The sequence below is a fragment of the Cellulomonas sp. WB94 genome (assembly GCF_003115775.1).
Lineage (GTDB): Bacteria > Actinomycetota > Actinomycetes > Actinomycetales > Cellulomonadaceae > Cellulomonas_A.
Genome location: NZ_QEES01000002.1, coordinates 1,728,241 through 1,742,856, shown reverse-complemented (window position 1 = coordinate 1,742,856; position 14,616 = coordinate 1,728,241). Strand labels below are relative to the sequence as shown.

The window sequence follows — 14,616 nt, the reverse complement described above, 5'->3', positions numbered from 1 at the left end:
CACCTGGAGGACCGTGACCGTGCCGGCCGACACCCCCTTCGTCAACCTCCGCGCCGCAGGCGCGGCGCTGGTCCTGGACGTCTCCGGACCGCTCATCCCCCGCGTCCTGCACTGGGGTCGCGACCTCGGCGACGACGTCGGCTCCCTCGTGCGCGTCTCCACGGCGCCGACCCCGCACAGCACCGCGGACGACCCGATCCCGTTCACGCTCCTGCCCTCCGAGTCGGACGGCTGGGGCGGGACGCCGGGGCTCGAGGTCGCGCGCTCGGGCACGAGCCGACCGCTCCGCCTCCGGCTGTCCGGACCGGTCGTCACGGACGGTGGCCAGGTCACCGTCCGCGCGCACGACGACGCCGCCCAGGTCGAGGTCGTCATCGTCCTGACGCTCGACGACCACGGGGTGCTGACCGAGCAGGTGACCGTGGGCAACCTCGGTCACGACACCCTCGACATCGTCTCCCTGCAGCACCTGATGCCGATCCCCGAGCGCGCCGTGGACGGTCTCGACCTCACGGGACGCTGGACCCGCGAGCGCGCTCCGCAGCGGTTCGAGGTGCAGCAGGGCACGCACCTCCGGTCGAGCCGGCGGGGCCGGTCCGGTCACGACGCGACCCTGCTGATGAGCGCGGGCACGTCCGGGTTCGGGTTCCGGCGAGGAGAGGTCTGGAGCACGCACGTCGCGTGGAGCGGCAACCACACCCACCTGGTCGAGCGGCTCCCCGAGGGCACGGGCCCGCACGGCAGCGCGCTCGGCGGCGGCGAGCTCCTCGGCCCCGCCGAGATCCGGCTCGGCCCGGGCGAGCAGCACACGTCCCCGCTCGTCATGTTCGTCCACTCGACGGACGGCCTGGACGGCATCTCGGCGCGGCTGCACCGCCGGATCCGGGCGCGGGCCCAGCACCCGAGCTCGCCCCGGCCGGTGGTCCTGAACACCTGGGAGGCCGTGTACTTCGACCACGACCTCGGGCGGTTGCTCGAGCTCGCCCAGACCGCCGCGTCGATCGGCGTGGAGCGGTTCGTGCTCGACGACGGCTGGTTCGGGGGGCGCCGGGACGACTCGGCGGGCCTCGGCGACTGGGTGGTCAGCGACGAGGTCTGGCCCGACGGCCTGCTCCCTCTGGTCGACCGCGTCCACGAGCTGGGCATGCAGGCGGGGCTCTGGGTCGAGCCGGAGATGGTGAACCTCGACTCGGACCTGGCGCGCGCGCACCCGGACTGGGTGCTCGGCCCGGCGGACGGGCGCCCGTGGCGGCACCAGCATGTGCTCGACCTGGTCAACCCCGACGCGTGGGCGCACATCCTCGAGCGCCTGGACGCGATCGTCACCGAGAACCGGATCGACTTCCTCAAGTGGGACCACAACCGGGACCTGCTCGAGGCGGTCAGCGGCGGGCGCCCGGCCGTCCACCGGCAGACTGCCGCGGTGTACGCCCTGCTCGACGAGCTGCTCGCCCGGCACCCGGGGCTCGAGATCGAGAGCTGCGCGAGCGGCGGCGCCCGGGTCGATCTCGGCGTCCTCGAGCGGACCCACCGCGTGTGGACGTCCGACTGCAACGACGCGGTCGAGCGGACCGACATCCAGCTCTGGACCACACTCCTGCTGCCCCCTGAGCTCGTCGGGGCGCACGTCGGCCCACCCGTCGCGCACACGACCCACCGGCACGTCGACCTCGGGATGCGATGCGCGACCGCCCTGTTCGGCCATGCCGGTCTCGAGTGGGACATCACGACGTGCCCGCCCGCCGAGCTCGACCAGCTGCGCGACTGGATCTCGCTGTACAAGGAGCTCCGGCCGCTCCTGCACAGCGGTGACGTGGTCCGGGCGGACTCGGACGAGCCGGGCGAGCGACTGCACGGCGTCGTGGCCCGGGATGCCGGTGCGGGGGTGTTCGCGTTCGTCCAGCTGGAGACTGGGCGATCGGCGCGCCCCGGGCTGCGCCCGCTCCCCGGCCTCGACCCCGCGCGCCGGTACCGGGTGACCCTGCCCGGGGGATCCCGGCGCCGCAGACCATCCACGTGGTCGAGCCCGAGTGGATGGCCACCGCGCGCACGGCGTCCGGCCTGGAGGTTCCCGGAACCGTCCTCACGCTCGTCGGGCTGTCTATGCCGGTGCTCTCGCCCGGGCAGGCGATCGTCCTGGTGGTGACCGCTGTGCCCTGACCAGCCCCGCTCGCCACGCTCCGCCCCCCAACCGCTCGCAGCAGACCCGTCCACGTCCAGGAGACGTCCCATGAGTACACCGCCGCCCCTGCTGACCAGCATGTCGCCCGGCGAGAACCGACGCGCGCCCCGGGCGCACGTGCGGTCCGACGCCCCGCGGATCCAGCTGGACGGTTCGTGGAGGTTCAGCCTCGCCCCGCGGGCCGACGACGCGACCGACGGCTTCGAGGCGCCTGGCTTCGACGACGACGGCTGGGGGACGATCGAGGTCCCCGGGCACTGGCAGCTCCAGGGGCACGGGCGCCCCGCCTACACCAACGTCCGGTACCCGTTCCCGGTGGATCCGCCGTTCGTGCCGGACGAGAACCCCACGGGCGAGTACCGGCGCACCTTCGAGCTCCCCGGCGACTGGCCCGACGGCGACGCCGTGCTCCGGTTCCTCGGGGTCGACTCGGCGTTCACGGTGTGGCTCAACGGGGTCGAGCTCGGTTGGTCGACCGGCAGCCGCCTGACCGCCGAGCTCGACGTCGGGCCGCACCTGCGGGCGGGCGCCAACGTCCTGGCGGTTCGGGTGCACCAGTGGTCGCCGGCGAGCTACCTCGAGGACCAGGACATGTGGTGGCTGTCCGGGCTGTTCCGCTCCGTCAGCGTGATCTCGCGGCCGGCGGGGTCGGTCGACGACGTCTTCGTCCACGCCGACTACGACCACACGACCGGCACGGGCACGCTGCGGGTCGACACCGACGTGCCCGCGCTCCTCACGGTCCCGGAGCTCGGCCTCGAGGGGGTCGCGACCCCCGGGCCGTACGTCGTGCCGGCGGTCGAACCGTGGTCGGCGGAGCAGCCCCGGCTGTACGACGCCACCCTCACCGCGGGCGGCGAGACGATCACGCTCCGGATCGGCTTCCGCACGGTGGTCGTGGCCGACGGCCTCCTGACCGTGAACGGGCGGCGGATCCTGTTCCGCGGCGTGAACCGGCACGAGTGGAACCCGGACCGTGGCCGTGCCGTCACTGCCCAGGACATGCTCGCGGACGTCACGCTCATGAAGCAGCACAACATCAACGCGGTGCGGACCAGCCACTACCCGCCGCACCCGGACTTCCTGGACCTGTGCGACGAGTACGGCCTGTACGTGATCGACGAGTGCGACTACGAGACCCACGGCTTCCTGTTCGCCGACTGGATGGGAAACCCGAGCGACGACCTCCGGTGGCGCCCGGCCCTGCTGGACCGCATGCGCCGCACCGTCGAACGGGACAAGAACCACCCGAGCGTCATCATGTGGTCGCTCGGCAACGAGGCAGGCTCGGGGCAGAACCTCCCCGCGATGTCCGCCGTCGCCCACGAGCGCGACCCCGGTCGTCCGGTGCACTACGAGGGCGACTGGGAGTCCAGCTACGTCGACGTGTACAGCCGGATGTACCCGACGCACGACGAGGTCGACGAGATCGGCCGTCACGCCGAGCCCCTCACCGCGGACCCGGAGCTGGACGCCCATCGGCGCGGCCTCCCGTTCGTCCTGTGCGAGTACGGGCACGCGATGGGCACCGGCCCTGGTGGGCTGCTGGAGTACCAGGAGCTCTTCGAGCGGTACCCGCGGTGCCAGGGCGGCTTCATCTGGGAGTGGATCGACCACGGGATCCGCCAGCGGACCGCGGACGGCCGTGAGTTCTTCGCCTACGGCGGGGACTTCGGGGAGCCTCTCCACGACGGCAACTTCGTCGCTGACGGACTGCTGTTCCCCGACCGCAGGCCGTCGCCGGGGCTGGTCGAGTACAAGGCGGTGATCGCGCCCGTCCGGATCACCGTCGAGCGCGGTCGGGTCACGGTCGCGAACCTGCAGGACTTCGCCGACACCTCTGCCCTGCGGTTCACCTGGTCGCACGAGGTCGAGGGCGTCGCGACCCAGAGCGGTGAGCTCGTCGTTCCCCCGGTTCCCGCGCACGGCACCACCACCGTCCCGCTCCCGACCCCGGCGGCCACCGCGGCCGAGTCGTGGCTGACCGTGCGGGCCGTCCTGGGCCAGGCAGCGGCGTGGGCCCCTGCCGGGCACGAGGTCGCCGTCGGCCAGTACCAGGTCGGTACAGGTCCGGCATGGTCCGTGACCGGCGGCACCCTCAGCCGCGACCTGTTCGACCCGCACGCCGGGCTCCTGACCCGCCTGGGCGGCCTGCCCGTCGACGGACCACGGCTGGACCTGTGGCGCGCCCCGACGGACAACGACCTCGGGATGGCCGGGACGCCCGTCGCGCCGCGGTGGCGTGAGCTCGGGCTGGACCGCGTCACGCACCGCGTCGTCGAGCAGCGCTGGGACGCGGACGGGTTCACCCTGCGCACGCGCGTGGCCCCCGCAGCCACCGACCTCGGCCTGCTCGCCACCTACCGGTGGTCCGCGGACGGCGACGCGCTCGTCCTGACCGTCGAGGTGGTGCCCGAGGGCCCGTGGACCGATCCGATCCCCCGCCTGGGGCTGCGGATGGCGTTGCCCGCGGAGATCTCCGAGGTCGAGTGGTTCGGCGGCGGACCCGGCGAGGCCTACGCGGACAGCGCGCGATCGGCGGTCGTCGGCAGGTACCGCAGCAGCGTCGACGACCTCCAGACCCCGTACCTGCGCCCGCAGGAGAACGGGAACCGGGCAGGGGTCCGCTGGGCCGAGCTCCGCGGCAGCTCGGGCGGCGTGCGCGTCGAGGGCAGACCCACGGTCGAGCTCACGGTCCGCCGGTGGACGAGCGAGGACCTCGACGCCGCCGCGCACCCGACCGACCTCGTGCCGCGGGACCGGGTGTACGTCAATCTCGACCTGGCGCAGACCGGCCTCGGGAGCGCGTCGTGCGGACCGGGCGTCCTGCCTCAGTACGAGCTGTACGCGTCCCCAGCCACGTGGACCGTCCGGCTTGTCCCGCTCGATGCCTCGGAGCGCTCCTGACCGGCGCGCACCGCGTGCGAGGCTGGTCCGATGGTGCACCTGGAGCCGTTCGACGGCCGCCTCGAACCCGACGGCGACTACGAGGGGCTCGCGTTCGACGACCTCGACCTCGCAGGTCAGGACGCCGAGCACGCCCGGTTCATGGACTGCGCGCTCACGGGGTGCACGCTCGACGGCACGAACCTCGACCACGTCCAGCTCCTCGACACGACGCTCACCGAGGTCCGTGCGGGCGCGCTCGACCTGCCCGACGCGACCTGGCGGGACGTCACGGTGACCGACTGCCGGCTCGGCGCGGTCACCGCGTACAGCGGCATCCTCACGCGCGTGACGATCCGCGGCGGCAAGATCGACTACCTCAACCTGCGCGGCGCCCGGCTGACCGACGTCCGGCTCGAGGGGTGCGTCCTCGGCGACCTGGACCTCGCCGACGCCCGCGTCAGCCGGCTCGTGATCACCGACTGCCGCATCGGACGGCTCGACCTCACGCACGCGACGCTCATGGACGTCGACCTGCGCGGCGCCGACCTCTCCGGGCTCGACGGGGTCGCGGGGCTCGCCGGGGCGACGATCAGCAACGAGCAGCTCCTCGACCTCGCCGGCGCGCTCGCCGCCCAGCTGCGGATCACCGTCGTCTGATCGCGGCCTGTCCCGCCGTCGGATCCGAGAGTCCCAGGCAGGCGATTTCGGCCCGCGTCGGGCGACTGGCGCCGTAGGTTCAGACCGGCGCCCGCGCGACGACGGGTTCCGACCGCTGACAGGACCGGGGGCCCGCATGTCGACAGCTCAGGGCGAGAGCGTGGGGCGCCCGGCCCCGGAGCCGGGCTGGTACACCGACCCGCAGGGTGCCGGCACCCGGTGGTGGGACGGACAGGGGTGGACCGAGCACACGCAGCAGCCACAGGCTGCCGTTGCGACCGCCGAGCCGACCTTCGTGCCGAACGCGCCGGCAGCACCCTGGACGCCGTCGTACGGCACGGTCCCCACCTTCCCGCCGTCGCAGACGGTCGTCGGGAACACCCCGGCGATCGTGGGCTTCGTGATCAGTCTCGCCGCGATCCCGGTCGGTGTGCTCACGGGCATCTGGTTCGCGTCCCTGATCGGCGCTCTCGTGTCGGGTCGCGGGCTCAGCCGTGCCAGGAAACTGGCCGCCGAGGGGTACGGACCCGTCGGGAGGTCTGTCATCTCCCAGGACATCGGTGACGGTTCTGCGTCAGGACATCGGTGACGGTTCTGGTGGTCTGCGGGGTGACACTTCTGCCCTGAGGGTGGGCGGATGGCTGCCAGTGAACCCATCGATCCCCGTGTCCGTCTCGCGATCGCCCGGTGGCCGGATGACGCGCCCAGGGGTGCGGTCTCGACGTTCTGCGTCGAGCATGGCATATCGCGCAAGTCGTTCTACGAGCTGCGCAAGCGCGGCGAGCTCGAGGGGCCGGCTGCGGTGCTCGAGCCGCGGTCCCGGCGTCCGAAGTCGAGTCCGTCGAGGCTGACCGACGAGGTCAAGTCGCAGGCGATCGGCGTCAGGGCTGCGCTGGAGGCTTCCGGACTGGATCACGGCCCGATCAGCGTGCACGAGAAGATGCACACGATGGGCCTCGCGCAGGTGCCGTCCACGGCGTCGCTGGCCCGGATCTTCCGCGAGGCCGGTGTCGCGCGGGTGGAGCCGAAGAAGAAGCCGAGGGTGTCCTATCGCCGTTTCGTGTATCCGGCACCCAACGCGTGCTGGCAGTTGGACGCGACCGAGTACGTACTGACCGGCGGTCGCAAGTGCGTGATCTTCCAGCTCATCGACGACCACTCCCGCTTCGCCGTCGCGTCCCACGTCGCGTGGGGCGAGACCGCGGACGCCGCCATCACCGTGGTGGACAAGGCCATCGCCGCCCACGGGGTGCCCCAACGCCTGCTCTCGGACAACGGGGTCGCGCTGAACCCGTCCCGGCGCGGGTACGTCGGTCAGCTCGTCGCGCACGTGTCCGCGCTCGGCGTCCAGGCGATCACCGGCAAGCCCTACAAGCCGACCACGCAGGGTAAGAACGAACGCTTCCACCAGACCTTGTTCCGCTACCTCGACAAGCAGCCGATGGCCGGCACGCTCGCCGAGCTACAGGCCCAGGTCGATGAGTTCGACCGCATCTACAACACCGAACGGCCCCACCAGGGGCTACCGGGCCGCATCACGCCGCGCACGGCCTGGGAAGCGACCCCGACGGTCGACGCGCCCCGCCCCAAGCCCGACCGACCCCGGCCGCGACACGAGCACGCGCACGCACCCTCACGACGCCCGCAGACGCTCGGCGACGACACCCGCGTGACGCGACTACGCCCAAACGGCGCCATCCGCCTGCGCAAGGTCACCTACATGGTCGACGGACAACGCGCCGGCGAGGAAGTCCTCGTCGTCCAGGACGGCGACAAGATCCTGGTCACCGACCTGCAGGGCACCATCCTCATCGAGCACACCCGCCCGGCGCCCGGCATCAGGTACGTCGGCAACGGTCGGCCCCGCGGCCGACGACCCAAGACCCCCGAACCTTCACCGATGTCCTGACACACCAACCGTCACCGATGTCCCGACGCAGAACTGTCACCGACGTCCTGAGACATCACAGCCGAGTCCTGACCTGGGCGCGGGTTGGCCCAGAATGCTGGCCGGCGTGCCCCGGCGGGCAGTCCGGAGCTGGCCGGGCCGCGACTCCCCGGGACCCGGCCGTTGGGGATGTGCTCGCTGATCGCGGCCAGCGTCAGCAGGCGCACGCCGGTCTGTTCGTCCAGGTATTCGAACAGCTGCACGTACTTGCCGACGGCGGGCGGCTTCGGAAGCCTCTCGTGGAAGTGCTCCGCACTCAGGCGGGGGGACTGGTCCACGCTGACGAGGCCCGCCTGCTGCCTCATGACCGCGTCGGTCCACGTGTCGACAACGACGACCCCCAAGTTCAGGACGTGCTCGTTGAGCACGTCGCGGTCGAGACCTGCTGCGTTGTACTCCCATGACCCGTCGCGAGCGCGCTCCGCGTCGACGGCCAGCCCGATCCGGGCAGACAGGTCCAGCAGCAGCTCGACGACGATCGGCTCGCGCTGCAGCTTGAGCCCCTCGACACGCTCGGGTACGCCAAGCTTGCGGACGATTCGCCGGGCCGCGGCAGTCAAGAGCCCGTCCTCCTTGAGGCCGGCCTCGCTGTCGAGCCACCTGGCGACCGAACTCACCCGCCAGCGCACCTCGTCCTCCCAAGCCCGGTCCGCAGCGACCCCGCCCGTCAGGATTTCGTCCGTGACGGCCTCGAAGACCGAAGGCTACGAAGCCGTGCCCGTGGACGAGAGTCCCCACGGAGCGATCGACCCGCCCCTCGCTGCCTGACCAACCAGGCTCGACAACTTCTCGCCTACCTTCAGCCCGCGGCCACCGGCCGCGGGCCCCTCGGCGTACCCACGTTCCGCACGGCCGGGACCGGCGCAGCCCAGCGACGCACCTACGCGACCGGCAACCCAGCATCCGGGCGCGCTGACCGGGCGAACAAGCAGCCACGAACGACGAAACCCCCCGCCAGAAGCCCTTCCGGGCTCCCCGCGAGGGGTTCTGTCACTTCGAGGGTTTCAGTTGTGTGCGAAACCCGTGGCGGTAGCGGTGGGATTTGAACCCACGGTGGACTTTCACCCACACACGCTTTCGAGGCGTGCTCCTTAGGCCGCTCGGACACGCTACCTCGCCCCGAAGGCTACCTGGTCGGGGGCCGCACGCCGAAATCGGGCCGCACCCGCCCGGACCCGGCCCTCAGGACGCCGTCGTACCGTGGGACCGTGACTCACCCGGCTCCGACCGACTCCCGGCTCGCCGTGCGCCCGGCCGCGGGCGCGATCGACGACGTCATCGCGGCGCTCGCCGGTCGTCGCCTGGCCGTCCTGACGGGTGCGGGGCTCTCGACGGACTCCGGCATCCCCGACTACCGCGGGCCCGACTCGCCGCCGCGCACCCCCATGACGTACCAGCAGTTCGTGGCCGACGACGCGTTCCGGCGGCACTACTGGGCCCGCAACCACGTCGGTTGGCGTCACGTGCACCGCACCCTGCCGAACGCCGGGCACCACGCGCTCGCCGAGCTCGAGGACCGCGGCGTCGTCGTCGGGGTGATCACCCAGAACGTCGACCTGCTGCACGAGGCGGCGGGCAGCAGGAACGTCATCGACCTGCACGGGCGCTACGACCGGGTCGTCTGCCTGCGCTGCGGCACGGTCGTCTCACGCACGGAGCTGGCCGTGCGGCTCGAGGCGCTCAACCCCGGGTTCGTCGAGTCGATCGGCGCCGTCGGGGACATCGAGATCGCGCCCGACGCCGACGCCGTCATCTCGGCCACCGCGCACTTCCAGGTCGCGTCGTGCTGGGCGCCCGACCCGGACGGCGGCCCGGGTCCGTGCGGCGGGATCCTCAAGCCGGAGATCGTCTACTTCGGGGAGAACGTGCCCAAGGAACGGGTTGCGCGCGCGTTCGCGCTGGTGGACTCGGCCGACGCGCTGCTCGTCGCCGGGTCGTCGCTCACGGTCATGTCGGGCCTGCGGTTCGTGCGGCACGCCGCCAAGGCCCAGGTCCCGGTCGTCATCGTCAACCGCGGGGCGACGCGCGGCGACGACCTCGCGACGCTCACGCTCGACGCGGGTACGTCCGAGACGCTCGCGGCGCTGGCCGACCGCCTCTGACGCGGAGTCAGCGGCGCGCGCCCGCGTCGGTCGGAGCGCAGGTAAGTCGGCGTGCCGCGCGCGTCAGTCCGCGCGCCGCTCCTCGAAGAACTCGCGCAGCAGCGCCCCGCACTCGTCCTCGAGCACGCCGCCGACCACCTCGACGCGGTGGTTGAGCCGCCGGTCGCGGACCACGTCCCACTGCGACCCACACGCCCCGGCCTTGGGGTCCCACGCGCCGAGCACGAGCCGCGGCACGCGCGCGAGCACCGTCGCGCCGGCGCACATGAGGCACGGTTCGAGGGTGACGACGAGCGTGCAGTCGTCGAGCCGCCAGCGCCCGAGCCGGACCGAGGCCTCGCGCAGGGCCACGACCTCGGCGTGCGCGGTCGGGTCGTGGTCGCGCTCGCGTGCGTTGTGACCGCGTCCGACGACCTCGCCGTCAGCCCCGACGACGACCGCCCCCACGGGCACGTCCCCGCTGCCGAGCGCGACCCGGGCCTCCTCGATGGCGACCGTCATCCACCGCACGTCGTCTGCCCCGGCCACCATCCGGCCATCCTCCCGCACGCCCGGCGGCGGGACGAAGGGACGGGGGCGGAGCAGGCGCCAGCCGGTAAGGTCGAGCCATGCGCCTGCACGTTGCCGACCACCCGCTCGTCGCCCACAAGCTGACGGTCCTGCGGAACAAGGACACGGCCTCCCCCACGTTCCGCCTGCTCGTCGACGAGCTCGTGACGCTGCTCGCGTACGAGGCGACCCGCGACGTCCGGGTCGTCCCGCACACCATCGAGACCCCCGTCGCGACCACGACCGGCACCAAGCTGGCCGACCCGCGGCCCCTCGTCGTTCCCATCCTGCGCGCGGGGCTCGGCATGCTCGAGGGCATGACGCGCCTGCTGCCGACGGCCGAGGTCGGGTTCCTCGGCATGCGGCGCGACGAGACGACCCTCGAGGCCATCACGTACGCGAACCGGCTGCCCGAGGACCTGTCGGGCCGGCAGTGCTTCCTGCTCGACCCGATGCTCGCGACCGGCGGGACGCTCGTCGCGGCGATCGACTATCTCCTCGAGCGCGGCGCGAGCGACGTCACGTGCGTGTGCCTGCTCGCTGCCCCCGAGGGGCTCGCGCTCCTCGAGAAGGCCATCGGCGACCGGGTCGACGTGAAGATCGTCGTCGCGGCGGTCGACGAGCGCCTCAACGAGAAGGCGTACATCGTCCCGGGGCTGGGCGACGCCGGCGACCGCCTGTACGGCATCGTCTGACGTCTCGCGGTTCTCACTGGGTGAGATGACTGGCCGGGAGGCTGGGTCATCGCCGTTCGCCCTGAGAGCATCGACGGGTGACCTCCCCGCTGCGCACGTGCTGTCGGTCCTGACTCAGCTCAGGCCACCGACCACCGCTCGTCCTCCACGGACGGGCACCGCGCACCCGGAGACACCCCATGACCACGTCCGTGGAGCTTCTTGCTCCCACCCCACCCCTGCGCGCCGGCTTCGTCCTGTACGTCGGCCTGCACGACGACCCTGATGGCGGACCGACCGGCGCGCGCGAGCTCGCCGAGGTCGCCGAGACCCTGCGCGACCTGGCCCGCGAGCTCATGCCCACCGCGGAGACGTTCACCGCGCTGTCGCTCGTCCCGCAGCGGGCCGGCCCCGACGACGTGCAGACGCTGCGCGACCGGCTCTCGCACCTGCACCCGCTCGAGCACGACGCCCTCGCGGACACCGCGTCCGGCGTGCGGATCGACCTCGAGGCGCATCAGGTCCACGTCGACGGCCGGCCGGTGTGCCTCACCCGCACGGAGTTCGCACTGCTCGCGCACCTCGTCCGGGCCCCGCACCGGGTCGTCGGACGCGACGAGCTGCTCCATGCGGTGTGGGGCGGGACGTCGAGGCCGGGCAGCCGCACGCTCGACGTGCACGTGCGGCGGCTCCGGGCGAAGGTCACGGGCGCAGCCGTCGTGACCGTCCGGGGCATCGGGTATCGGTTCGACCCGACCCCCCGCATCGTCCTGCACGGCTCCGGCGACGCCCTCTGAGGGCGCACCCCAACGACAGACGACGAGACCCCCGGCGCACCTCGCGCCGGGGGTCTTGTCATGGTTCCGATCAGAAGGCGGCGAGCACCCCGCCGTCGGGCCACTGCTTCTCGATGAAGGCCTTGACCTCCGGCGAGTGGAGCAGACCGTCGAGCTTGACGATCGCCGGGTTCGTCTTGTCCTCCGCGCGCACCGCGAGGAAGTTCGCGTACGGGTTGTCGACCCCGGACTCGATCAGCAGCGAGTCCTTGGTGGGGTTCAGCCCCCCTCGAGCGCGAAGTTGCCGTTGATGATGGCCAGGTCGACGTCCTCGAGCGAACGGACGAGCTGCTCAGGTGCAGCCTCGACGAACTGAAGGTTCTTCGGGTTGGACGCGACGTCGAGGAGCGTCGGCAGGGTGTCGCCGGTGTCCTTCAACGTGAGCAGGTCGTTCTTCACGAGCAGGTCGAGCGCGCGCGCCTGGTTGCCCGGGTCGTTCGTGATGCCCAGCTTGGCGCCGTCGGGCACGTCCTCGATCGTCTTGTACTTCGACGAGTACACGGCCAACGGCTCGATGTGGATGCCCGCGAAGTGGTCGAACTTGAAGCCCTGGTCCTTGACCTGCGACTCGTAGTACGGCAGGTGCTGGAAGTAGTTGGCGTCGAGCTCACCCTCGGCGAGCGAGGTGTTCGGCAGGACGTAGTCGTCGAACGTGACGATGTTCAGGTCGAGACCGGCGTCCTTCGCCAGGTTGTCCTGGACGAACTGCAGGATCTGCGCCTGCGGGACGGGGCTCGCGCCGATCGTGAGCTTCGTGACCGCGTCGCCGCTCGCCGCGCCGCTCGCCGAGGTGGTGCTCGATTCCGTGCCCGAGGCCGTGGCAGAGCCGCATGCCGCGAGCGCCAGGGTCGCAGCGGCAGCAAGGGCGATGGCGCCCCAGGTCTTCCTCATGTGTCCTCCTCGGACATCGGCCCTGAACGGGCATGGTGGGTAGTGATCCGTCCGTGCGGACGGAGATCTGGGGGCTAGCGGTGGTCGAGCCGCCGGGCGACGGCATCTCCGACCGCCTGCACGACGGCGACGATCACGACGATCACGACGACGCACGCGACCATCACGATCGGGTCGAACCGCTGGTAGCCGTAGGAGATGGCGAGCGCGCCGAGGCCGCCGCCGCCGATGACGCCGGCCATCGCGGAGTACCCGACGAGCGCGATGACCGTCACGGTGAAGCTCGCGACGAGCGCCGGGAGCGCCTCGCGGACGAGCACCTGGACGACGATGCCCCGACGGGTCGCGCCGATGACCCGCGCGGCCTCGACCTTGCCGGGGTTCACATCACGCACCGCGGTCTCGACGAGCCGCGCGTAGAACGGGATGGCGCCGATCGTCAGGGGGACGACGGCGGCCTTCCACCCGAGCGACGTCCCCACGACGAGCCGGGTGAACGGGATGACCGAGATCATCAGGATGAGGAACGGCAGCGACCGCACGATGTTCGCGACGAACCCGACGACGCGGTTGACCGTCGTGCTCGCCGTCAGGCCGCCGCGGGCCGTCGAGACGAGCAGCAGCCCGAGCGGCAGGCCCAGCAGCAGAGTGAGCAGGGACGACAGACCCACCATCTGGAGGGTCTCGAGCGTCGCGGTCGGCAGCTTGTGCTGGATGACCGGGTGGTTCCACAGCTCGGCGAACCAGCTCATGAGGCCACCTCCTCGTCGTCGGCCGCGTCGTCGTCGGGTTCGACGTCGGGCCCCGCCGCGACCTCCGCGTGCACGCCCGCGGCCCGCAGCGCCTCGAGGGCGCGGTCGACCTCGCCGGCGGGCACGTCGAGACGCAGGCGCCCGACGCGTCGACCGGCGAGGGTCTCAATAGTCCCCGCGGCGAGCTCGACGCCCGTCCCGAGCGAGGCCACCGCGGCGAGGACCTGGTGCGTGGGGACGTCGCCGGTCGTGTACGCGACCTCGACGAGCGTGCGCTCGTCCCCGAGCGGCTGAGTGGGAACCGGGATGAGCTCTCGCGCCAGCCGCGAGCCGTACGCGGCGACGACCTCGCCGACCGGTCCGTGCTCGGCGACGCGGCCGTGGTCGAGCAGCGTCACGGTGTCGCAGATCTCGCGGACCACGGCCATCTCGTGCGTGATGATCAGGACGGTGATGCCGAGGCGGTCCCGGAGGTCGCGGATCAGCCCGAGGATCTGGCGGGTCGTCGCCGAGTCGAGCGCCGACGTGGGCTCGTCGCACAGGAGCACGGCCGGCTCCGTCGCGAGCGCCCGGGCGATCCCGACGCGCTGCTTCTGCCCGCCGGACAGCTGCGCGGGGTACGCGTCGGCGCGCTCACCGAGCCCGACGAGGTCCAGCAGCTCGGCGACGCGCGCTGCCCGGGCGGCCCGGGGGACGCCCGCGACCTCGAGCGGGTACGCGACGTTGCCGGCGACGGTCCGGGAGTCGAGCAGGTTGACGTGCTGGAAGACGAGCCCGATGCGGCGCCGGGCGGCCCGCAACCGCGCCTCGGGGAGCGCCGACAGCTCTTCGCCGTCGACCACGACGCTGCCCGACGTCGGACGCTCGAGCACCGTGAGGCATCGGATGAGCGTCGACTTCCCGGCGCCCGAGCGGCCCACGATCCCGTGGATCTCCCCCGGCTGCACGCTCACGTCGATGCCGTCCAGCGCCACGACGTCACGGCCCGCGCCGGGGTAGACCTTGCGCAGGCCGATGACCTGGATGCGGGGTGCGGTGCTCACGGGGCTCCTTGCGGATGGCAGCAGACGACAGTGCGGCACGTCGGATCGCGACGGCGCGGAACGGCACAGGGCCGGAAGATCAGGGAGACGGAG

The 14,616-nt window shown here is 72.2% G+C and carries 11 protein-coding genes, 1 tRNA gene and 2 pseudogenes; 8 read left to right on the top strand and 6 right to left on the bottom strand.

Annotated features, from left to right (window positions below):
• Positions 1-19: 19 nt before the first annotated feature.
• From DDP54_RS09160 to DDP54_RS09140, 5 genes and pseudogenes are all read left to right on the top strand, one after another.
• The gene (locus tag DDP54_RS09160; RefSeq protein WP_242448309.1) at positions 20-2,146 is read left to right on the top strand and encodes an alpha-galactosidase; all 2,127 of its coding nucleotides are present in this window, start codon (positions 20-22) and stop codon (positions 2,144-2,146) included.
• Positions 2,147-2,230: 84 nt separating this feature from the next.
• On the top strand, positions 2,231-5,089 hold the full coding sequence (locus DDP54_RS09155) for a glycoside hydrolase family 2 TIM barrel-domain containing protein (protein ID WP_109131476.1): 2,859 nt from the start codon (positions 2,231-2,233) through the stop codon (positions 5,087-5,089).
• 30 nt (positions 5,090-5,119) lie between these two features.
• Entirely contained in the window at positions 5,120-5,728 is a 609-nt protein-coding gene (locus DDP54_RS09150; RefSeq protein WP_109131475.1) for a pentapeptide repeat-containing protein, read from the top strand.
• 136 nt (positions 5,729-5,864) lie between these two features.
• On the top strand, positions 5,865-6,317 hold the full coding sequence (locus DDP54_RS09145; protein ID WP_197711355.1) for a DUF2510 domain-containing protein: 453 nt from the start codon (positions 5,865-5,867) through the stop codon (positions 6,315-6,317).
• A gap of 48 nt (positions 6,318-6,365) precedes the next feature.
• Positions 6,366-7,660: pseudogene (locus tag DDP54_RS09140) on the top strand (integrase core domain-containing protein); the annotation flags it as partial.
• Here DDP54_RS09140 and DDP54_RS09135 read toward each other — a convergent pair.
• Both DDP54_RS09135 and DDP54_RS09130 read right to left on the bottom strand, forming a co-directional pair.
• Complete coding sequence (locus DDP54_RS09135; protein WP_146192405.1) at positions 7,649-8,293, bottom strand: hypothetical protein; 645 nt, start codon at positions 8,291-8,293, stop codon at positions 7,649-7,651. The pseudogene DDP54_RS09140 and the gene DDP54_RS09135 sit on opposite strands and share 12 nt — an antisense overlap.
• Before the next feature lie 407 nt (positions 8,294-8,700).
• Positions 8,701-8,790, bottom strand: a tRNA-Ser gene (locus DDP54_RS09130).
• Between the two features lie 151 nt (positions 8,791-8,941).
• Between DDP54_RS09130 and DDP54_RS09125 the strand changes: the two genes are divergently transcribed.
• Complete coding sequence (locus DDP54_RS09125; protein ID WP_242448454.1) at positions 8,942-9,778, top strand: Sir2 family NAD-dependent protein deacetylase; 837 nt, start codon at positions 8,942-8,944, stop codon at positions 9,776-9,778.
• 63 nt (positions 9,779-9,841) lie between these two features.
• Here the strand turns inward: DDP54_RS09125 and tadA are convergent, their stop codons facing one another.
• Positions 9,842-10,309 carry a tRNA adenosine(34) deaminase TadA gene (gene tadA / locus DDP54_RS09120; RefSeq protein ID WP_242448308.1) on the bottom strand — a complete coding sequence of 156 codons (468 nt, stop codon included), beginning with the start codon at positions 10,307-10,309 and terminating at the stop codon, positions 9,842-9,844.
• A gap of 77 nt (positions 10,310-10,386) precedes the next feature.
• Here tadA and upp point away from each other — a divergent pair, with 77 nt between their 5' ends.
• A complete protein-coding gene (gene upp, locus DDP54_RS09115; protein ID WP_109131473.1) occupies positions 10,387-11,022 on the top strand; it encodes a uracil phosphoribosyltransferase in 636 nt (211 codons plus the stop codon).
• A gap of 179 nt (positions 11,023-11,201) precedes the next feature.
• On the top strand, positions 11,202-11,798 hold the full coding sequence (locus DDP54_RS09110) for a winged helix-turn-helix domain-containing protein (protein WP_109131472.1): 597 nt from the start codon (positions 11,202-11,204) through the stop codon (positions 11,796-11,798).
• 70 nt (positions 11,799-11,868) lie between these two features.
• Here the strand turns inward: DDP54_RS09110 and DDP54_RS09105 are convergent.
• From DDP54_RS09105 to DDP54_RS09095, 3 genes and pseudogenes are all read right to left on the bottom strand, one after another.
• A pseudogene (locus tag DDP54_RS09105) lies at positions 11,869-12,728 on the bottom strand (MetQ/NlpA family ABC transporter substrate-binding protein).
• Between the two features lie 74 nt (positions 12,729-12,802).
• The gene (locus tag DDP54_RS09100; protein ID WP_109131471.1) at positions 12,803-13,480 is read right to left on the bottom strand and encodes a methionine ABC transporter permease; all 678 of its coding nucleotides are present in this window, start codon (positions 13,478-13,480) and stop codon (positions 12,803-12,805) included.
• Positions 13,477-14,523, bottom strand: a complete 1,047-nt coding sequence (locus tag DDP54_RS09095) for an ATP-binding cassette domain-containing protein (protein ID WP_109131470.1) — start codon at positions 14,521-14,523, stop codon at positions 13,477-13,479. The genes DDP54_RS09100 and DDP54_RS09095 overlap by 4 nt, the downstream gene beginning before the upstream one ends.
• Positions 14,524-14,616 lie beyond the last annotated feature (93 nt).